This is a genomic window from Halalkalicoccus tibetensis (assembly GCF_037996645.1).
In the GTDB taxonomy this organism is placed as follows: Archaea; Halobacteriota; Halobacteria; order Halobacteriales; family Halalkalicoccaceae; genus Halalkalicoccus; species Halalkalicoccus tibetensis.
The window spans coordinates 187,282-206,148 of record NZ_JBBMXV010000003.1 but is presented as its reverse complement, the minus strand read 5'-3'; the positions used below and the strand labels follow the sequence as shown (position 1 = coordinate 206,148).

17 protein-coding genes are annotated in these 18,867 nt (G+C 69.1%); 12 read left to right on the top strand and 5 right to left on the bottom strand.

Annotated features, from left to right (window positions below; translation table 11 throughout):
• The first annotated feature begins 3 nt into the window (after positions 1 to 3).
• Complete coding sequence (gene thrC, locus WOA58_RS09500; RefSeq protein ID WP_340603956.1) at positions 4 to 1,257, top strand: threonine synthase; 1,254 nt, start codon at positions 4 to 6, stop codon at positions 1,255 to 1,257.
• A 68-nt stretch (positions 1,258 to 1,325) separates the two neighbouring features.
• On the opposite strand, the gene serA is transcribed toward thrC, so the two are convergent.
• Positions 1,326 to 2,939, bottom strand: coding sequence for a phosphoglycerate dehydrogenase (gene serA, locus WOA58_RS09495; protein ID WP_340603955.1), 1,614 nt, complete (start codon positions 2,937 to 2,939; stop codon positions 1,326 to 1,328).
• A gap of 117 nt (positions 2,940 to 3,056) precedes the next feature.
• On the opposite strand from serA, the gene WOA58_RS09490 reads away from it, so the two are divergent.
• The 3 genes from WOA58_RS09490 to WOA58_RS09480 are packed head-to-tail and all read left to right on the top strand — an operon-like array spanning position 3,057 to position 4,650.
• Positions 3,057 to 3,770 (top strand): class I SAM-dependent methyltransferase, encoded by a 714-nt coding sequence (locus WOA58_RS09490; RefSeq protein ID WP_340603954.1) that lies wholly within the window; start codon positions 3,057 to 3,059, stop codon positions 3,768 to 3,770.
• A 36-nt stretch (positions 3,771 to 3,806) separates the two neighbouring features.
• On the top strand, positions 3,807 to 4,442 hold the full coding sequence (gene serB, locus WOA58_RS09485) for a phosphoserine phosphatase SerB (RefSeq protein WP_340603953.1): 636 nt from the start codon (positions 3,807 to 3,809) through the stop codon (positions 4,440 to 4,442).
• A 55-nt stretch (positions 4,443 to 4,497) separates the two neighbouring features.
• Positions 4,498 to 4,650 (top strand): hypothetical protein, encoded by a 153-nt coding sequence (locus WOA58_RS09480; RefSeq protein ID WP_340603952.1) that lies wholly within the window; start codon positions 4,498 to 4,500, stop codon positions 4,648 to 4,650.
• Positions 4,651 to 4,653: 3 nt separating this feature from the next.
• On the opposite strand, the gene metX is transcribed toward WOA58_RS09480, so the two are convergent.
• Positions 4,654 to 5,856 carry a homoserine O-acetyltransferase MetX gene (gene metX / locus WOA58_RS09475; protein ID WP_340603951.1) on the bottom strand — a complete coding sequence of 401 codons (1,203 nt, stop codon included), beginning with the start codon at positions 5,854 to 5,856 and terminating at the stop codon, positions 4,654 to 4,656.
• Positions 5,853 to 7,136 (bottom strand): O-acetylhomoserine aminocarboxypropyltransferase/cysteine synthase family protein, encoded by a 1,284-nt coding sequence (locus tag WOA58_RS09470; protein WP_340603950.1) that lies wholly within the window; start codon positions 7,134 to 7,136, stop codon positions 5,853 to 5,855. The genes metX and WOA58_RS09470 overlap by 4 nt, the downstream gene beginning before the upstream one ends.
• Before the next feature lie 400 nt (positions 7,137 to 7,536).
• On the opposite strand from WOA58_RS09470, the gene WOA58_RS09465 reads away from it, so the two are divergent.
• The 5 genes from WOA58_RS09465 (at position 7,537) to WOA58_RS09445 (ending at position 13,682) form a co-directional block, all read left to right on the top strand.
• Positions 7,537 to 9,294, top strand: coding sequence for a vanadium-dependent haloperoxidase (locus WOA58_RS09465; protein WP_340603949.1), 1,758 nt, complete (start codon positions 7,537 to 7,539; stop codon positions 9,292 to 9,294).
• A gap of 53 nt (positions 9,295 to 9,347) precedes the next feature.
• Complete coding sequence (locus WOA58_RS09460) at positions 9,348 to 10,601, top strand: hypothetical protein (RefSeq protein ID WP_340603948.1); 1,254 nt, start codon at positions 9,348 to 9,350, stop codon at positions 10,599 to 10,601.
• A 66-nt stretch (positions 10,602 to 10,667) separates the two neighbouring features.
• Positions 10,668 to 11,864, top strand: a complete 1,197-nt coding sequence (locus WOA58_RS09455; protein WP_340603947.1) for an MFS transporter — start codon at positions 10,668 to 10,670, stop codon at positions 11,862 to 11,864.
• Between the two features lie 102 nt (positions 11,865 to 11,966).
• Positions 11,967 to 12,473, top strand: coding sequence for a hypothetical protein (locus tag WOA58_RS09450; RefSeq protein WP_340603946.1), 507 nt, complete (start codon positions 11,967 to 11,969; stop codon positions 12,471 to 12,473).
• 36 nt (positions 12,474 to 12,509) lie between these two features.
• Positions 12,510 to 13,682 (top strand): enolase C-terminal domain-like protein, encoded by a 1,173-nt coding sequence (locus WOA58_RS09445; protein WP_340603945.1) that lies wholly within the window; start codon positions 12,510 to 12,512, stop codon positions 13,680 to 13,682.
• Here the strand turns inward: WOA58_RS09445 and WOA58_RS09440 are convergent, their stop codons facing one another.
• Together WOA58_RS09440 and WOA58_RS09435 are read right to left on the bottom strand one after the other, a co-directional pair.
• The gene (locus WOA58_RS09440) at positions 13,683 to 14,582 is read right to left on the bottom strand and encodes a nucleoside hydrolase (protein ID WP_340603944.1); all 900 of its coding nucleotides are present in this window, start codon (positions 14,580 to 14,582) and stop codon (positions 13,683 to 13,685) included.
• 50 nt (positions 14,583 to 14,632) lie between these two features.
• On the bottom strand, positions 14,633 to 15,745 hold the full coding sequence (locus WOA58_RS09435) for a pyridoxal-phosphate-dependent aminotransferase family protein (RefSeq protein ID WP_340603943.1): 1,113 nt from the start codon (positions 15,743 to 15,745) through the stop codon (positions 14,633 to 14,635).
• A 251-nt stretch (positions 15,746 to 15,996) separates the two neighbouring features.
• Between WOA58_RS09435 and WOA58_RS09430 the strand changes: the two genes are divergently transcribed.
• The 3 genes from WOA58_RS09430 (at position 15,997) to WOA58_RS09420 (ending at position 18,860) form a co-directional block, all read left to right on the top strand.
• Entirely contained in the window at positions 15,997 to 16,707 is a 711-nt protein-coding gene (locus WOA58_RS09430) for a type 2 periplasmic-binding domain-containing protein (RefSeq protein WP_340603942.1), read from the top strand.
• A 125-nt stretch (positions 16,708 to 16,832) separates the two neighbouring features.
• On the top strand, positions 16,833 to 17,663 hold the full coding sequence (locus WOA58_RS09425) for a manganese catalase family protein (RefSeq protein WP_340603941.1): 831 nt from the start codon (positions 16,833 to 16,835) through the stop codon (positions 17,661 to 17,663).
• A 78-nt stretch (positions 17,664 to 17,741) separates the two neighbouring features.
• The gene (locus WOA58_RS09420; protein WP_340603940.1) at positions 17,742 to 18,860 is read left to right on the top strand and encodes an FAD binding domain-containing protein; all 1,119 of its coding nucleotides are present in this window, start codon (positions 17,742 to 17,744) and stop codon (positions 18,858 to 18,860) included.
• Positions 18,861 to 18,867: the final 7 nt, after the last annotated feature.

The window sequence follows — 18,867 nt, the reverse complement described above, 5'->3', positions numbered from 1 at the left end:
ACAATGAGTTTCGAACTGGAACCGGCGGCCGAGGTGCCGGCCGTCGCCGAGGACGGGGTGTGGCTCGAGTGCATCGAGACCGGCGAGCAGTACGCCCCCTTCGAGGGAGTCAGGTATCGAAGCGACGCGGGCGCGCTGCTGGAGGTCCGTTACGCCGACCATCCGACGTTCGAGGAGTTCTCAGGCGAGGGCGTCTGGCGCTACGACGCGGCGCTGCCCGTCGACCGGGAGGTCACGATCGACGAGGGCGCAACGCCGCTGTACGAGGTGCCCCGACTCGAGGACGAGATCGGCGTCGAATCCCTCAGGGTGAAACACGAGGGGATGAACCCCACCGGGAGCTTCAAGGACCGCGGGATGACCGTCGGCGTCGGGGTCGCCCGGCGACTCGGCGTCGAGCGTCTGGCGTGTGCCTCCACCGGAAACACCAGCGCCGCGCTCGCGGCCTACGGCGGCCGGGCGGGCATGGAGGTGCTCGTCCTCCTCCCGGCGGGAAAGGTCGCGGCGGGCAAGATCGCCCAGGCGAGCCTCCACGGCGCGCGCATCCTCGAGGTCGAGGACAACTTCGACACCTGCCTCGACATCGTCCAGGAGCTGGCGAGCCGGGGCGAGGCCTACCTGCTCAACTCGCTGAACCCGTTCAGGTTAGAAGGGCAGAAGACGATCGGCTTCGAGATCCTCGAGCGCCACCGCGAGGACTACGGCGAGTTTCCAGACCGGATCGTCCTTCCCGTGGGCAACGCGGGCAACACCGCGGCGCTCTATAAGGCCTTCCGCGAGCTCGTCGCGAGCGGCGCGCTCGACGAGAGGGAGGTCCCCAAGCTCACGGGCGTGCAGGCCGAGGGCGCCGCGCCGATGGTCGAGGCCGTCGAGGAGGGAAGGGACGAGGTCGAGCGCTGGGAGGAGGTCGAGACCCGCGCGACCGCGATCCGGATCGGCAACCCGGTGAACGCGCCGAAGGCGCTGCCGGGGATCCGTGCGACGGACGGCACCGCGGTCGCGGTCTCGGACGAGGAGATCACCGACGCCCAGCGGGCCTTGGCGGGCGAGGGCGTCGGCGTCGAGCCCGCCTCCGCGGCGAGCGTCGCGGGCCTGCGGAAGCTCCGGGAGGACGGAGTGGTGGGAAGCGACGAGCGCGTGGTCTGTCTGACGACCGGCCACCTGCTGAAGGACCCCGACGCGGCGGCCGAGGCGGGCGTGGAGCCCGAGTCGGTGCCCGGCGATACGGAAGGTGTGTTAGAGCATCTCGCCGAGTAGGAGAACGGGGCAAAATTCGACCAGTAAGTCGATCGGTTCGGCTCGTATTCCAGGGTGGAGGGGGGTGATTACAACGAGGTCCGCACCGTGTTCGCGCCGTCGAGCGTGATGTAGCGGGCCTCGATGATCCGCTCGTCGTTTTCGAGGTCCGCCAACAGTTCATCGGGGACCTCGTCGTCGAGGTCGTAGACGGTGATCGCCTCGCCGCCGATCGCCTCACGGGCGTTGAACATCCCCGCGATGTTGATGCCGTTCTCGCCGAGCACGGTGCCGATGAAGCCGATGGTACCGGGCTCGTCGTAGTTGCGCGCGACCAGCATGTGCCCGTGGGGAATGGCGTCCACTCGGTAGTCGTCGATCCTGACGATCCGGGGGTCGTCGTCGGCGAAGAGGGTGCCGGAAACCCCGAGCTGGGTCTCGCCGTCGCCGTTGCCGACCGTGACGGTGACCACGCTGCGGAAGTTCTCGGCCTGGTGGGACTTGGTCTCGGTGACGTCGACGCCGCGGTCCTCCGCGACCTGCGGGGCGTTGACGGCGTTGACCTGCCATTCGAGCGGCGAGAAGACGCCCTTGAGCGCGCTCGCGGTGACGAGGTCGACCTCCTCCTCGGCGATCTCGCCGGCGTACGTGACGTCGACGCTCTCGACGCGTTCGTCCATCAGTTGGGCGGCGATCCGTCCTGCGGTCTCGGCGAGCTCGATGTAGGGGCGCACCCGGGGGAACGCGCTCTTGTCGATCGAGGGGGCGTTCAGCGCGTTGAGGACCGGCTCCTCGTTGAACGCGGCGAGCACCTGTTCGGCGGTGCTGGTCGCGACGTTCTCCTGGGCGGCCTCCGTCGATGCGCCGAGATGGGGCGTGACGATCACGTCCTCGACGTCGAGAAGCGGGTTGTCCGGCGAGATCGGCTCCTCGGCGAAGACGTCGATCGCCGCGCCCTTCAGCGTGCCCTCGGCGACGGCCTCGGCCAGCGCGGCCTCGTCGACGACGCCGCCGCGCGCACAGTTGATCAGGTAGCCGCCCTCGAGCAGCGCGAGCTCCTCGTGGCTGATGAGGTCCTCGGTCTCGGGGGTCAGCGGGGTGTGGACGGTCACGAAGTCCGCCCGTTCGATGCACGCCTCGAACTCGACGAGGTCGGCGCCGATCTGTTCGGCGCGGTCCTCCGAGATGTAGGGGTCGTAGGCGACCAGCTCCATCCCGAGGTTGTTCAGGCGTTTCGCGACCTCCTGGCCGACCCGGCCGAGACCGACGATCCCCAGAGTCTTGTTGTTGACCTCGGTCCCCAGAAAGTCGCTTTTCGCCCAGTCGCCGGCCTTCAGTCTGGTGTGGGCCTGCGGGATCGACCGGGCGGCGGCGAACGTCATCGCGACGGTATGTTCGGCCGCCGCGCGGACGTTGCCTTGCGGGGCGTTGGCGACGATCACGCCGTGTTCGGTCGCCGCGTCGATGTCGATGTTGTCGACGCCGATCCCAGCCCGGCCGACGATCATCAGCTCGTCGGCGCTATCGAGTACCTGCCGGGTGACCTCGGTGCCCGAGCGGACGATCAGCCCGTGAACCCCTTCGAGAGCGTCCACGAGGTCGGCCCCGCCGTCGATCCCGTAGGCGATCTCGACCTCGTGGCCGGCCTCGCGCAGCGTCTCCAACCCCGCGTCGTCGATGGGGTCCGTAACGAGAATCCTCATGCCTGGGACTTCCGCGCGTCGGGGTTAACCCTTGTGTCATCGGCAGCGCTGACCTTTCGGGCGGTTCGGTACCGTGTGCCGAGATAACGCTATACGGTCGGCCCGATAGCTCGGGGTATGGCCGACGCCTTCGGACGCATGGTCGAGGACTTCCATCACGAGCGGCTGGTCGAGCGGCCGGTCTACCGTCGGGACGAGGGACAGGTCAGCGAGGCGCATCTCGAGGGGTATTTCGCGGACTACGGCGAGTGGAGCGATCTGGAGAAGCGGATGGTCGAAGCGGCGGCGGGGTCGGTCCTCGACCTGGGTTGTGGCGCCGGCCGGACCGCACTGTGGGCCCAGGATCGGGGCCACGAGGTCCTCGGGGTCGACCGCAGCCCCGGCGCGATCCGGGTCGCCCGCGAGCGGGGCGTCGAACGGGCGGTAGTCGGGGATCTGACCGAGCCGCCCCTCGACGGCGAGTTCGGAACCCTGCTCGTCGTCGGCAAGCAGCTCGGGCTCGGGCGCTCGCGGGCGACCCTCGAAAACACCCTTTCGGAGCTCGCCCGCCTCGCGGCGCCGGGCGGGAAGCTGGTCGCCGACCTGAACGACCCGACCCACCCCGACGCGCGGGCCGAGTCGGAGTATCCGGCGGATCACGGCCTCGGGGACGGCCTGGCCTCCCGACGGTTTCGCGTCGAGTACGGCGGGCTCGCGGGCCCGTGGACCGACCTGCTGATGGCGAGTCCCGCGGCGTTCGAGGGGGTCGTCGCGGGGGCGCCCTGGGTGCTCGACGAGATCCTCGACGAGGGCGGCTCGGCGTACGGCGTCGTGCTCGTCCGGCGGGGATAGCAGGCTTGAAACCCGCGCCGGACGAACCTCCACGGGATGACACTGGTGGCGTTCGACTTCGACGGGACGCTCTCGGACTCGGAGATGACCGTGCTGCTGGGCGAGCGGCTGGGCGTCGCGAGCGAGATGGCCGAGATCACCGAACGGGCGATGAACGACGAGATCGGCTACGCCGAGAGCCTCCGCGAGCGTGCCGGGTTGTTGGAAGGGCTCGCCCGGAAGGAGGCCGAGGCGGCCTACGACGAGGTCCGGCTCCGCCCGGGCGCGGCCGACCTCATCGAGGCGCTCAACGCGGCGGGCGTCCACACCGCGGTGCTCACCGGCGGGTTCGAGCGCGGCGTCGAACGCGCGCTCGAGCGCGAGGGGGTCACGGTGGACTCGATCGTCGCCAATCGCCTGCCGATGGAAGACGGGGAACTCACCGGCGAGGTCGAGGGCCCGCTGATCGAGGGAACGAAGGACGACGCCCTGCGTCGGCTGGCGAGCGCACAGGGTGTCGACCCCGAGGACACCGTCGCGGTCGGCGACGGCGCCAACGACCTGCCGATGCTGCGGGTCGCGGGGCTCGCGGTCGGGTTCGACCCGAAGCCCGCGGTCGAACCGCACTGCGATGAACTGGTCGCCGAGATGGCGGCGCTTCGCCGGTCGTTCGAAAACCGAGGCGTTCTCTGATGTAACGTTTGGCAGAACCGCCACGTTGATACTGCTCCCGCGAATTCCCCCTCCCATGGATCCGCTTCACGCCGGGATCGGCCACCCCGATCTGACGCTGCTCGTACTGACAGGCATCCTCTCCTTCGCCGCCGGCACCGGGCTGGGCGCGTACGCGGCGCTGCGCGGGAAGGTCGCGAACGCCCTCGGCGAGACCGCCGAGAACTGAGGTTCAGCGCGGGAAGAGGCTCGCGTGGACGGGCGCGAAGTCGCCGTGGTCCTCGGCGTCCTCCTCCGTGTCCGTGATCGATTTTCCGGCGAGGCCGTCCTCGAGGAAGTCCGCGAGCGGCGGCCCTACCTTTCCCGGCTCGACGAGGAAGGCGTCGTGGCCGTGGTCGGATTCGACGACGTGGTGGGCGATCTCGCCGGTAGCGCGGAACGCTTCCGCCAGGCGCTCGGACTGGGCGACGGTGAAGTGCCAGTCGCCGGTGAAGCTCATCAGTAAGGCCTCACCGGCAAAGGCCGCGAGCGCGTCGGCGTCGGACTCGTAGCCCGCCGCGAGGTCGTAGTCGTCCATCGCCCGCGTCAGATAGAGGTAGCTGTTGGCGTCGAAGCGGTCGACGAACTTCCGGGCCTGGTAGTCGAGGTACGACTCGACGTCGCGATACGGGAAGAAGTCCGCGGCGGGGTCGGCGGGGAACGCCTCGCGGTGGGCGTCCCGGCCCGCCGAGCGGCGGCCGAACTTCCGCTCCATCGAGGCCTTCGAGAGGTACATCATGTGACCCAGCTGGCGCGCGAGCGCCAGCCCGTCGTCGGGCTCGGGCCCGCCGTAGTACTCGCCGCCCTGCCAGTGAGGGTCGGTGGTGATCGCCCGTCGCGCGATGGCGTCGAGCCCGAGACACTGGGCGTCGAGCCGGCCGGCGGCCGCGACGGGCGCGACCCGGCGCACGTCGTCGGGGTACCGGGCGGCCCAGTCCAGCGCGTTCATCCCGCCCACCGAGCCGCCGACGACGGCGTGCAGGCGGCCGACGCCCAGATGGTCGAGCAGCGCGCGCTGGGCGCGCGTCCAGTCGCCGACGGTCACGGGCGGGAAGTCGGGACCGTAGGGCTCGCCCGTCTCGGGGTTCTCGCTGGCGGGGCCCGAGGAGCCGTAACACGAGCCGGGGACGTTCGCACAGACGACGTAGTACTCGGCGGTGTCGATCGCCTTGCCCGGCCCGACGATGTCCTCCCACCACGCCGAGGCCTGATCCGACGAGCCCTCGCGGAAGGAGCCGGCGACGTGGGCGCTCCCTGTGAGGGCGTGACAGACCAGCACGCAGTTGTCGCCGTCGAACTCGCCGTAGGTCTCGTAGGCGACATCGAGCTCGGGGATCGACTCGCCACACTCGAAGCGGAACTCCCCGAGCGAGGCGATCTCCCGGTTGGCGCTCATGGTGCGACCGCCGCCTCGATCGCTCCCTCGAGATCGGCGAGGATATCTTCGGGGTCCTCGATTCCGACCGAGAGGCGCACGAGGTCCTCGGTGACGCCGCTCGCGGCGCGCTCCTCGGGCGTGAGCTGGCCGTGGGTGGTCGAGGCGGGATGGATGATCAGCGACTTGGCATCGCCGATGTTGGCGACGAAGCTGATCAGATCGACCGCCTCACAGACGCGTTTACCCCCTGCATAACCGTTCTCCAGACCGAAGGCGATCATTCCGCCGAAGCCTCCCTCCAGGTACTCGCGGGCGTTCTCGTGGGTCTCGTGGTCCTCGAGTCCCGGGTAGGTGACCCAGGCGACGTCCTCGTGGTCCGCGAGGTAGTCGGCGACGATCCGTGCGTTCTCGCAGTGGCGTTCCATCCGGAGGGGGAACGACTCCAGGCCCTGGAGGGTCTGCCAGGCGTCGAAGGGCGCCTGCTGGGCGCCGAGCGCCCGCAGCGAGCGGAAGCGCGCGGCGGCGGCGAAGGGGGCCTCGGGGAAGTCCCGGCTGAAGTCGATCCCGTCGTAGGCGGGGTTCTCCCCCGAGAGCTCCTCGTAGTCGCCCGCCTCCCAGTCGAAGCTGCCGCCGTCGATCAGCGCGCCCCCGACGGTGGTGCCCGCCCCGTGGAGCCACTTCGTGGTCGACTCCCAGACCAGGTCCGCGCCACGTTCGAGGGGGCGACACAGCGCCGGGGTGGCGAAGGTGTTGTCGACGAACAGCGGAACGTCGTTCGCGTGAGCGATCTCCCCCACCCGCTCGATGTCCGGCGTCACCAGCGACGGGTTGCCGATGGTCTCGCAGTGGACGTAGGCGGTGTCGTCGTCGATCGCTTCCTCGTACCCGTCGTAGTCGAGGGGATCGACGAACCGCGCGTCGATCCCGCGGCGGCCGGCGACGTGGTTGAGGTAGGCCGTCGTGCCGCCGTAGATCGCGGAGGAGGAGACGACCGTGTCGCCCGGCGCGGCAAGCAGGAAGGTCGCGGCGTCGAGGGCGGCCATTCCCGAAGAAGTGGCGACCGCACCCGTCCCGCCCTCCAGCGAGGCGAGGCGCTCCTCCAGCTCCCGGGTCGTCGGGTTGCTCATCCGCGAGTAGATGTCGCCCTCCGCGGAGAGGGCGTAGAGCTCCGCGGCGTGGTCGGCGCTCTCGAACGCGTAGGAGGTGGTCTGATATATGGGCGGTGCGCGCGCGCCGGTCGCCGGGTCCGCGTGCCCGCCGGCGTGGACGCTCCGCGTCGTGGGGCCCCATCGATTCATGTATGTGGTGCATATATCCATAGATAGTTATAACCAGCAATAACGGCAAGATTCGCAACGCCGTGTAGGCACACGGCATTCACGCCGCCGTTCGGAGGGAACACGTCGGGCAGAGTAGTCGTACTACTAGGAATACCGATAACTCTGATTCGCATGTATTATCTCGTATCTTGAAGGTCGAGAGGCGAACGGAAGGAACGGCGCGTTGCAGGTCCCACATCCGTTAGCGGGTAGGGTTCGGTTCGTCCAGGACCGTCCCCGAACAGTTCACCGATCCGAAGGTTCCACGAACCGAACGTATTCCATAGCAGTTCCGAAAGAAGAATATTTCATATATTACCTATCCCGGAATTATTTTTCACAACGTTTTAAGCCCATCGTAAGGTCGGTTAGACCGACCATGAGCGCAGAACAGGATCGAACCGAAGAGGAGACGAAGGACGGTGCGAAAGCGGATATCTCATCGAAGCGGAGGCGGGTGCTTGGCGGGATCGGGGCGGCCGGGCTCGCGAGCATCTTCGGGATCGGGGCCGGCTCGACGGGGGCCGCCGCCACGAGCGACGGTGGGGGAAGCGACGGGATGATGGACGGGACCGACCGACTGGAGACGGCCTACGAGAAGCGCATGGAGCTCGTCGAGAAGCTCCAGGAGCGGGGGATGCCCTCGATGGAGGAGCGGGAGAAGGCCGACGACGAGGACGCCTACCCCTCGAAGATCGCGATGTTCACGAAGGGCCTGCCCCACGCCGACGACGGCACCCCCGACCGGGGGGCCTACGACCACTTGACCGAGGCCCTCGATACCGGCGACCCGGAGCTCTTCGAGACCATCCCGCAGGGCGGCCACCGCGAGTTCATCGAGCCCCAGGGCGCCTACAGCGTCGAGCTGATGGGGCCCGACCCGCACTCGCTCACCATCAAGGACGCGCCGCCGGCCTTCGACTCCGACCAGCAGGTTGGCGAGATGATCGAGCTCTACTGGCAGTCGCTCGCCCGTGACGTCCCGTTCCGGGAGTACGAGGACAGCGAGCTGATCCAGGCGGCCGCCGACGAGCTCGAGGACACCCCCGGCTACAACGGGCCGACCGACCCGAAATACCTCTTTCATGCCGATCTCGACGGCGTCGAGAAGGGGCCGTATCTCTCGCAGTTCCTGCTGAAGGACGCCCCCCTGAGCGTCCACGAGATCAGCCAGGACATCATCACGCTGAAGGAACGCGACTACGTCACCGACTACGACGAGTGGCTCGCGAACATGCGCGGCCAGACGCCGGGCCCCGAGGACGAGTCGGGCCACCACGACGGCGAGATCGCCGACTCGCTCACCGACCACCGCAAGTACATGAGCTCGGGGCGCGATCTGGCGGCCTGCGTCGAGCGGGACATGGTGTTCCAGCCGTACATGATCGCCGTGATGGTGCTGATGGGCCGGCCCGTCGACGGCGTCGTCAGCGACCCCGAGGAGCTCTTCGGCGACTACCACCCGTACGCCGACAGCGACACCCAGGTCGGCTTCCTCGACTTCGGTCGCGAGGGCATCATGGATCTCGTCAGCGGCATCGGCCAGCCCGCCCACGTCGCCTCGTGGGTCCAGAAGTGGCTGGTTCACCGGCGCGCGCGCCCCGAGGAGTACGGCGGGCTCGTCGAGGCGACCGTCAACGACGACATCGACGCCGACCACCCGGTACCGGTCGAGAAGTTCGAGGAGTACGAGGTCTTCGACCGGATCTACGAGGAGAACGGCTCGCACGTCCTCACGCAGGCGTATCCCGAGGGCGCGCCGCTGCACCCCGCCTACCCCGGCGGGCACTCGACGGTCTCGGCGGCGTGTTCGACCGTGCTGAAGGCCGTCTTCAACGAGGACTACGTCATCGAGGACCCCGTCCAGCCGACCGCGGACGGCGAGGAGCTCGAGCCCTACGAGGGCGAGGAGCTGACGATCCGCAGCGAGCTGAACAAGCTCGCGTCGAACGTCAACTACGGCGGCCGGCAGTTCGCGGGCGTCCACTTCCGCTCGGACCACGACGCCGGAATGGCGCTGGGCCAGGAGCTCGCGATCCAGTACCTGGAGGACGCCGCGATGCGCTTCCACGACGAGCTCGACTTCGACGGCTGGACGTTCACGGACTTCGACGGCAACACCGTTCACATCGACTGAAATATCAACTTTTTATCGCGGTGAACTAAGGGCCGGACGCCCACATCGGGTGTATGGTCGACATACCACAGTCGGTTCGCGACCGGCTCGAATCGCTGCCCCACGTCGTGGGCACCGCCGTCGGCAAGCGGCGCGTCGACGGCGAGAAGACCGACGAGACCTGCGTCGTCGTCTTCGTCGACCGGAAGGTCGCCGAGACCCAGCTCGCCGACGAGGAGATCGTCCCCGAGACGGTCGACTGCGACGGCGAGGAGCTCGCGACCGACGTCCAGGAGGTCGGCGACGTCACCGCGCTCTCGGTCGAGCCGGCCCAGGAGGCGGAACGGACCGAGCGGGTCCGGCCCGCGCCGGCCGGCGTCTCGATGGCCCATCCCTCCCTGAGCGCCGGGACGATGGGCTCGACCGCCCTGGAGGCCGAGGACGGCGAGCCCGTTGTGTTGAGCAACGCCCACGTCGCCGCGCCCGAGCCGCAGGCGTCCGAGGGCGATCCCGTCCTCCAGCCGGGCCCCGAGGACGGGGGAACGGAGGGCGACGAGATCGGCCGGCTGCGCGAGTGGAGCGAGATCAGTTCAGCGGAACCGAACACGACCGACTCGGCGCTGATCGCGGTCGACCCCGACGACGTCGACGACGAGGTCCTCGGGGTCGGCCCGCTTGCCGGCTTCTCGGAGCCCGACATGGAGAGCGACGAGACCTACACCAAGAGCGGCCGGACCACGGGCGTCACGACCGGCGAGCTCCGCGGGCGGGACGCCCGCATCGAGGTCGGCGGGTTCGGCGGCGGCGTCGCCGTCTTCGAGGGCGTGGACCTGTTCACCTCGATGGGCGACGGCGGCGACTCGGGCAGTCTGATCGGGGTCGACGACGGGGAGTTCCGCGCGACGAACCTGCTGTTCGCGGGCAGCCCCGACGCCACGATCGGGATCCCGATCGAGGCCGTCGAGGCCGAACACGGCGAGCTGTCGGTGATCGACGGCGACGGGGGTACCGGAGGGGACGAAGACGGTGACGAGGGCGACGAACCCGGCGCGCCGGGCGGGCCCGACGACCCGACGGGAGGCTTCGAGGGAGGGCTCCGCGAGCGCTTAGAGGCGGAGTACGGCGACGTTCGCGAGGAGGAGGGCGCGTTCCGCGTGGGGGCGTGGCCGCTCGACCTGCTCGTGGTGCCCGGCGAGGACCCCGGCTGGGCGGCCGAACGTGCACGTGGCTCGGACGCCGACGCGGCCGTCATCGCCGTTCCCGCGGGGACCGAGGGCGAGCTCCCCGCGATCCCCGCCGGCGTCGCCGTCGTCGAGGTCGACCCGTAAACCGGACGACGGGACGGCTGTCGGCCGACCGTGTGTGTTAGGTGGATCCGGCGCCAACGCCCGGCAGTGAGCTCCCCGAGACGCGACCGCGTCGCCCTGGCGAGCGTTATCTTCGTGGTGATGCTGGCGCAGGTGTTGCTGTACCCGGGGATCGCGGAGCTGGTCGCCGCGCTCGGCGCGAGCACCGATCTCGACGCGAGCATGTGGTTCCTCGTCGCGGAGTTCTCCGCGTTCGTCGTCTGTGCGAGCCTCTGGGGGGCCGCGAGCGACCGGGCGGGTAAGCGAGTGCCCTTCATCGCCGTCGGGGCCGCGGGGGGCGCCGCGGGCTATCTCGGCCTGGCGGCCCTGCCGGGGCTCGTCGAGATCTCCTTCAGCCACGTCCTGTTGATCCGCATGCTCCAGGGCGCGACGACTGTCGCGGCCTTCTCGCTCGCGATGACGATGCTGATGGACCTGCCGGGCGGCCACGGGAAGAACATGGGCGCGGCGGGCCTGGCCATCGGCGGCGGCACCGCCAGCGGCGCGCCGCTCGGCGGCCAGCTCGCCGGGCTCGACCCGCTGGCCCCGCTGTGGGCCGCCGGTTTCCTCCTGCTCTCGGCCGTCCCCCTGTTGTACTTCGTCCCGGATCGGGCCCCCGAGGGCAGCCGGGGTTCGATGGGCGAGATCGTCCGCGGGCTCTCGCGGACGCCCGCGCTCGGGCTGCCCTTCGCCTTCGGGTTCGTCGACCGCATGACCGCCGGCTTCTTCGCGCTCGTTGGCACCTTCTACTTCCAGGAGACGTTCGGGATCGGCCCCGCCGAGACCGGGATCGTCCTCGGGATGTTCTTCGCCCCCTTTGCCCTGCTGCAGTACCCGATGGGCGTGCTCTCCGATCGGATCGGCCGGACGATCCCCATCGTGATCGGCTCGGCGTGTTTCGGCGGCGCGATAATCCTCGTCGGGGTCGTCCCGACGCTGACGCTCGCACAGGCCGGGATGGTCCTCGTCGGTGTGCTCGGCGCGATGGTCTCGCCCGCGACGATGGCGCTGGTGACCGACCTGGCGGGCGACGACGAGCGCGGCGCCTCGATGGCCGGGTTCAACATCGCCGGCAGCCTCGGCTTCCTGGCGGGCTTCCTGGTGGGCGGGACCGTCGCCGACACCTACGGCTACCTCGCGGCGTTCCTCGTCGTCGGCGGCCTCGAGGTGCTGATCGCCGCGGTCTGTCTCCCGCTGTTCCTGCGGATCGACATCCCCGTCGAGGGCTCGTTCCGCCCGGAGTGAACAGTGTGGTGGCAGCACCGCTACCGTGAGGGGGAATGCGGGCTGACCTCGACCTGCAGGCGCAGGGAGGCATTTTGTCCCTCTGGGGCGTCAGAATCGGGTATGGCACCGAACCTACCGGACCTGCTCGGGCGGGGATTCGATCGGGGGTTGGAGGCGGCGTTCACCGCGGACTCGCTGACACAGCTCGTCGACGCGGTCGATCTGGAGGCGCTCGAACGGGGGGATCCCGACGCGATGGACTTCGAGCGCATGGGCGAGCTCGTCGGCCAGATGACCGGACGGCTCGTCGTCAAACAGACGGTCGGGCGCTACACGCCGGGCCAGTTCGCCGAACAGACCGTCGGCTACGCGGTCGGCGGCGTCATCGGCCGCGAGGGCGGTCGGCTCGTCCTTCAGATGGTCGAGGACCAGCGCGGCGAGGCCGTCGAGGTCGAGATCGAGGTGCTCGACGAGGACCGGGTCGAGGAGGACGACGACATCCACGACCTCGGCGACGACGGTGCGGACGACATCGACGAGTTCGACGAGCTTGGCGGCGACGGCCTGGACGGGCTCGACGACGAGGCGGGGTTCGACGAGGACGGCGAGGACGCGGACGACGAATAGCCCCAACCTTTTTCCCTTCGGCGGCGACTTCCCGGTATGGCACCCCGGATCACGCGGATCCAGTCGACGGAGTTCTCCTATCCGATCGAGGACGTCGGCACCGACACCCACGGCTTCAACCTGACCTACGAGCCCGGCGCGACCACCGAGCGCAAGCTGTTCGCCCTCCGGATCGAGACCGATACGGGGATCGCCGGCGAGTACGTCGGCGGCAACTCCCCCGCCTTCGCCCAGATCAACACCGTCGCGAACTACCTGATCGGCAAGAACCCCCTGCACAGGGAGCGCCACTGGAGCGAGCTCAAGCGCGCGCTCAGGAAGTACGACCGCATGGGGATCGGCCCGCTCGACGTCGCGCTGTGGGACTTCGCGGGCAAGTACCACGACGCGCCGATTCACGAGCTGCTCGGCACCTACCGCGAGCGTCTGCCCACGTACGCCTCGACGTATCACGCCGACGACAGCGGCGGGCTCAACTCGCCGGAGGCCTACGCCGACTTCGCCGAGGAGTGTCGCGACCGGGGCTTTCCGGGGTTCAAGATCCACGGCTGGGGCGGGGGCGAGGAGGCCCGCCAGATAGACAGGGAGATCGCCACCGTCCACGCCGTCGGCGACCGCGTCGGCGACGAGATGGACCTGATGCTGGATCCGGCCTGCGAGTACGAGACGTTCGGCGACGCGCTGAAGGTCGGCAAGGCCTGTGACGAACAGGAGTTCTTCTGGTACGAGGACCCCTACCGCGACGGCGGGATCAGCCAGCACGCCCACCGCAAGCTGGGCGAGCACCTCGCGACCCCCATCCTGCAGACCGAGCACGTCCGGGGGCTCGAGCCGTTCACCGACTTCGCCGCCAGCGGGGCGACCGACTTCGTGCGCGCGGACCCCGAGTACGACGGCGGGATCACCGGCGCGATGAAGCGCGCGAGGGTCGCCGAGGGGTTCGGCCTCGACGTGGAGTTCCACGCGCCCGGGCCAGCCCAGCGCCACTGCATCGCGGCGACGCGCAACGCGAACTACTACGAGCTCGCGCTGGTCCACCCCAAGTGTCAGAACACCCAGCCGCCGGTCTACGAGGGCGACTACACCGACCAGCTCGACGCGATCGACGACGCGGGGACGGTCCCCGTCCCGGACGGCCCCGGGCTGGGGGTCGAGTACGACTGGGAGTACATCGAGTCGCGGGCACTCGGTGGACGGGAGTACGAGTGATCAGACCGCCGACTCGATCGCCCGGCCCAGCGCCTCGCGGAACCGCTCGACGTCGATGTCGGTCGCGACGCGGCCGTTCTCGGGCTCGTCGGTGACGCCGTACTCGTCGGCGACCAGCGCGCCCCGGCAGGGACCCTCTCCGGTGTCGACCTCCAGCGCGCGCTCCTCGGTCGTAAGGATGCCGTCGGTGAGATGCGCGATCACCGCCGCGTCGTGGATCGGCGAGTGCTCGAGTCCGTAGCGCTCGCGGACGTCCTCGGGGTAGTAGGTGAGCCACGACTCCACCGTCTCGCCGCGCCGACCCGGGAGGTCCAGCGTGGCGGGGTCGATCGTCGCCCGCGCGGTGACGCCCAGCCCGACGAACGTGGGGTCGAGCGACTGGAGGACGCGGCTCGCGGCGTCGGGGTCGGCGTGGAGGTTCGCCTCCGCCGCGGGCGTGCGGTTGCCCGGCGCGTAGACCGCCCCGCCCATGACGAGCACCTCGTCAAGAAATTCGGGCAAGTCGGGTTCGATCCCCAGTGCCAGCGCGAGATTGGTCAGCGGGCCGATCGCGGCGATAGTCAGATTTCCGTCCTCGCGGGCCTTCTCGACGATGAACTCCGCTCCTGAGATGTCGATCGGTTCGCAGGTAGGGTCGGGCAGTTCGCCCTTCAGCCCGTTCTCGCCGTGGATGAATTCGGCGGTGTCCTGGCGTTTCACGAGCGGGCGCTCGGCTCCGCGGGCGACGGGACGGTCGCGATCGAGGAACTCGAGCAGCGCCAGCGTGTTTCGAGTGGTGTCCTCGATCGGAGCGTTGCCGGCGACGGTCGTCAGGCCGGCGACGTCGAGATCGCTTTCCAGCGCGAGCAGGAGGGCGAGCGCGTCGTCGCAGCCGGGGTCCGTGTCGATGAGAAGGGACATGGCCCCGCCTACGAGGGCCGAAGGGTAAAGGTTCGGTCGAGTTCGCGAGGCTACAGCCCGGCGACATCCTCGATGGCGTCCGTGAGCGCGCGAATGCTCTCGACGTCGTGTTCGCCCATGTGTCCGATGCGGAACGTCTCCTCGCCGAGCTGCGAGCCGTAACCGTTCGAGAAGACCATGTCGTACTCCTCGCGGACGGTCTCGATCGTTTCGGCGACGTCGATCCCCTGGGTGTTCTCGATACAGCTCACGGTTTGGGACTCGTAGCCCTCCTCGGGGAAGGTTCCGAAGTGCTCGTCGGCCCACTCGCGGGTGTACTCGGCCATCTCGCGGTGGCGTTCGTCTCGCGCCTCGTGGCCCTCCTCGAGCATGTGTTTCATCTGTTTTCGGTAGGCGAGCATGATCGGGATCGCGGGCGTCGAGTGGGTCTGGCCCTTCCGGTCGTAGTAGTCGAGCGTGCGCTGGAAGCCGCCGTACCAGGAGGCCGAATCCGTCTCCAGTTCGCGCTCGTAGGCGCCCTCGCTGACGGTGCAGATCGCCAGCCCCGGCGGCATGGCGAAGGCCTTCTGCGAGGAGGCGAACAGCACGTCGATCTCGTGTTCGTCGATGTCGACGTAGTCGCCGCCCAGCGCCGAGACCGCGTCGACGACGAAGTACGTATCGGGGAACTCGGCGACGACGTCGCCGATCTCCTCGATCGGGTTGCGAACCCCGGTCGAGGACTCGTTCATCACGCAGGCGACGACGTCGTACTCCTTCTCGCTGCCCTCCAAGGCCTCGCGAACGTCCTCGGGCTTGACTGCCCGTCCCCACTCGTACTCGAGTCGGTCGACGTCCTTGCCCAGTCGTTCGGCCACGTTGGCGTGGCGCTCGCTGAAGCTCCCGCAGGTCGCGACGAGGATGTTCTCGTCGACGAGGTTGAGCGTCGAGGCCTCCCAGAACTCCGTGCCGGAGGCGGTGAGGATTATCGCGTCGTTGTCGGTACCGAGGAACTCCCTGGTGTCCTCGACGATCGTAGTGTAGAGGTCGGTCATCCGGTCCATCCGGTGGCCGAACATCGGCTGGGCCATCGCCTCGATGACGTCCTCGCGGACCTCCGTCGGGCCGGGGATGTACAGCGTCTCGTCCGTGTAGTCGTCCGTGTACTCGCGTTTCTCGGTCACGTGGATCACCGTTCGACGCGGTCGATGTCCCCCGCGTGTGTCCGCCGAGCGCCTCGGGAACGACCGGGAGGGACGATCGACCCGTCCATGTCTCGCGGTTCACGCGCGAGGGGATAAGCCCCGTGGATCCACCGAGGCTCCGCCGAGGCGATGTCCCCGTCTCACGCAAGCACTACGACTTACCCGCTCTCCATCGTTCTAGACGATGACACCATGTACGAGGGCCGAGGGCGGAGCTGGAGGGGAGAACGGTGAACGGATCGCGCCGCGGGTTCCTGGTCGCGGCCGGGGCGGTCGCGGGCGGGTTGGGCGCGTATCCCGGCGCGGTTGCCGGGGCATCGGGAGAACGGATCACGGTCGCGGAGGGGGTGCCCGCGCTCGCGGAGGCCACCGCGGCGTTCGGACGCGAGCATCCCGACGTCGGGGTCGAGACCGTCGAGACCGGCGGGTTCGGGGCCTTTCTCGCCGGCAAGGTCGACGTCCAGCACGCGACCCGCCCGATGAGCGCCGGGGAACGCGAGCGTGCGGCGGCGAACGGGATCGGGTTCGAGGAACGGGAGCTCCCCGTCGGCGGGGTCGCGGCCCTGGAGTCGGGCGACGGGTGGTGTCGCTGTCTCTCCGAGGAGGACCGTGAGGAGTTCGCTACGGGCGTCGAGACCTGGAGCGAGATCGCCTCGGACGATGGCGACGAGCCCGGGGCCGACCTCCCCGAGGCGGGGGGCGACGTCCTCGTGCGCGGGACCCGCGCCGGGCAGTACGCGATCGGCCACGGCGGGGTCGGCTACCACCAGGCCGACCCGTCGGAGTTCGACGTGGTCGACGGTTCGGAGGGAACTCCGGTCGTGCGTCTCGGGTTCGCCTACGTCGCGAGCGACGCCCTCGATCGTGAGACCGTCAGGGGACTGCTCGACGCTCAGGACGACGCCGCGAGCGACGTCGAGCCCGTCCCGCCCGCCAACTGATCGAACCGCCAGATTCGCCGTTTGCCCGCATGTCTTTAGATGTTTGTCTACTTTTATCCTTTATATAGTTATTTCGTGAATATCCTTTATTAGTATCGCGGACGTTCGTCCTATCGAAGCCAACCATGTTCTTTCACGACGACGAACTACAGTACCCAGTCGAGGTAGAGGAACCGGACCCGGCGTTCGCGCGGATGCTCCAGCAGGCGATCGGGGGCGTCGAGGGCGAGATCCGGGTGTTCATGCAGTACCTGTTCCAGGGGATGAACCTCCCGCCGGAGCACGACCAGATGCGGATGATGCTCTACGAGACGGCCATGGAGGAGCTCGGCCACGTTGAGATGCTCGCGACGGCGGTCGCGAAGAACCTCGAGGGGGCCCCGGTCGGCATGCGCGAGGAGTTCGCCCAGGACAGTGCCGTCAACGCCGCGATGCACGGCTACCTGCCCCGGCAGTTCCTCTCGGCGGGCTTCGGCGCGATGCCCGAGGACAGCCAGGGCAACCCCTTCAGCACGGATCACGTCTACGCGAGCGGCAACCTCGCGGGCGACCTCTACGCCAACGTGACCGCCGAGGCCACCGGAAGAACGCTCGCGACCCGGCTCTGGGAGATGACCGACGACCCCGGGATGAAGGACATGCTGTCGTACCTGATCGCCCGGGACACGATGCACCAGAACCAGTGGCTCGCGGCGCTGCAGGACCTCGGCGACCCGGACGACGCGTTCGATCACCTGCCCGTGCCCGACAGCTTCCCCCAGGAGGAGGAGAACCAAGAGTTCAACTACGAGTTCATGTCGACGACCAACGAGCCAGTCGACGACCCCGAAAAGCCCTGGACGACGGGCGACGCCGTCGACAGCAAGGGCCAGTTCTCCTTCGGCCGCCAGCCCGGCGGCGGCGAGCCCCAGCTGCCCTCGCCCGACCCGCGGGCGTACACCGAGCCGACCGACTGACGCGACCGCACGCACATCGTCTCACGCGCTTTTTTCGCCGTCCACAGGCCTATGAGCGCCGCGTCCGAAAGGCGAGCGATGGTCGACGGGCTCTCGGTGATCGTCTCGGGCGGGTCGATGGGCGGGCTGTTCGCCGCGCTCGCGCTCGGCGAGGCCGGCCACTCGGTCGACGTCTTCGAGCGTGCGGCCGGCGAGCTGGAGGGCCGCGGGGCGGGCATCGTCGCCCAGCCGTCCATGCTCGACTATCTCGAGAGGCGGGGAATCGCGTGCCGCGGGGGGTACACCCTCACGACCCACCGGCGGGAGTACCTGAACCGCGACGGGAGCCTTCGCGAGGCACGGAGCGACTCGATGACGTTCACCGGCTGGGATACGCTCTACCGCCGGCTTCGGGACGCGGTCGTAGAGGGTCGCTACCACGAGGGACACGTGGTCGGGTTCGAACGCGACGGCGAGGAAGTCGTGGTTCGGTTCGCGGACGGGTCCGAACGCCGGGCGGACCTGCTGGTCATCGCCGAGGGCGGGCGCTCGGAGACCCGCGAAGCGCTCCTCCCGGACGTTTCGCCGGAGTACGCCGGCTACGTCGCCTGGCGGGGGTTGATCGGCGAGCGTGACGTTCCATCGGATCTGATCGAGCGCTTCGAGGACACGTTCGTCTTCTTCGAGGGCGAGCGCCAGCTGATCCTGGGCTACCTGATCCCCGGCCCCGACGGCGAAACGGGGAGGGGCGAACGCCGGCTCAACTGGGTCTGGTACGACGACGTGCGCGACCGGGAGCGACTGGACGAGCTTCTGACCGACTCCCAGGGGACCGAACGCGACTTCTCGGTCGCGCCCGGCGACCTCCGAGGGGAGGTCGAACGCGATCTCCGGAGGGCCGCTGAGGAGGAGTTTCCCGACCCGTTCTCCCGGCTGGTCGGGGAAACTCGGGAACCGTTCGTCCAGACGATCTACGACCTTTCCGCACCTGAGATGGCCTTCGGGAGGGTCTGTCTGTTGGGCGACGCGGCGTTCGTCGCCCGGCCGCACACCGCCGCGGGTACCGCGAAGGCCGCGGCCGACGCGATCGGGCTCGGTGCGGCGCTGGACGGGAGCGATCCCGTGACGGCGCTCGGCGACTGGGAACGAGAGCGCTTGGCGGCCGGTCGACGGCTGGTCCGGGAGGGAATCCGGATGGGCGAGGGCTACATGGGGTGAGCGGTCG

Excerpts from the sequence above, each read along its gene's own strand:
- serA (WP_340603955.1), bottom strand. The coding sequence starts at position 2,939 with ATGAGGATTCTCGTTACGGACCCCATCGACGACGCGGGGTTGGAGACG.
- WOA58_RS09480 (WP_340603952.1), top strand. The coding sequence starts at position 4,498 with ATGGATCCGCTTCACGCCGGGATCGGCCACCCCGATCTGACGCTGCTC.
- WOA58_RS09420 (WP_340603940.1), top strand. The coding sequence starts at position 17,742 with ATGGTCGACGGGCTCTCGGTGATCGTCTCGGGCGGGTCGATGGGCGGG.
- WOA58_RS09450 (WP_340603946.1), top strand. The coding sequence starts at position 11,967 with ATGGCACCGAACCTACCGGACCTGCTCGGGCGGGGATTCGATCGGGGG.
- WOA58_RS09470 (WP_340603950.1), bottom strand. The coding sequence starts at position 7,136 with ATGAATCGATGGGGCCCCACGACGCGGAGCGTCCACGCCGGCGGGCAC.
- metX (WP_340603951.1), bottom strand. The coding sequence starts at position 5,856 with ATGAGCGCCAACCGGGAGATCGCCTCGCTCGGGGAGTTCCGCTTCGAG.
- WOA58_RS09445 (WP_340603945.1), top strand. The coding sequence starts at position 12,510 with ATGGCACCCCGGATCACGCGGATCCAGTCGACGGAGTTCTCCTATCCG.
- WOA58_RS09490 (WP_340603954.1), top strand. The coding sequence starts at position 3,057 with ATGGCCGACGCCTTCGGACGCATGGTCGAGGACTTCCATCACGAGCGG.
- WOA58_RS09460 (WP_340603948.1), top strand. The coding sequence starts at position 9,348 with ATGGTCGACATACCACAGTCGGTTCGCGACCGGCTCGAATCGCTGCCC.
- serB (WP_340603953.1), top strand. The coding sequence starts at position 3,807 with ATGACACTGGTGGCGTTCGACTTCGACGGGACGCTCTCGGACTCGGAG.
- thrC (WP_340603956.1), top strand. The coding sequence starts at position 4 with ATGAGTTTCGAACTGGAACCGGCGGCCGAGGTGCCGGCCGTCGCCGAG.
- WOA58_RS09440 (WP_340603944.1), bottom strand. The coding sequence starts at position 14,582 with ATGTCCCTTCTCATCGACACGGACCCCGGCTGCGACGACGCGCTCGCC.
- WOA58_RS09425 (WP_340603941.1), top strand. The coding sequence starts at position 16,833 with ATGTTCTTTCACGACGACGAACTACAGTACCCAGTCGAGGTAGAGGAA.
- WOA58_RS09465 (WP_340603949.1), top strand. The coding sequence starts at position 7,537 with ATGAGCGCAGAACAGGATCGAACCGAAGAGGAGACGAAGGACGGTGCG.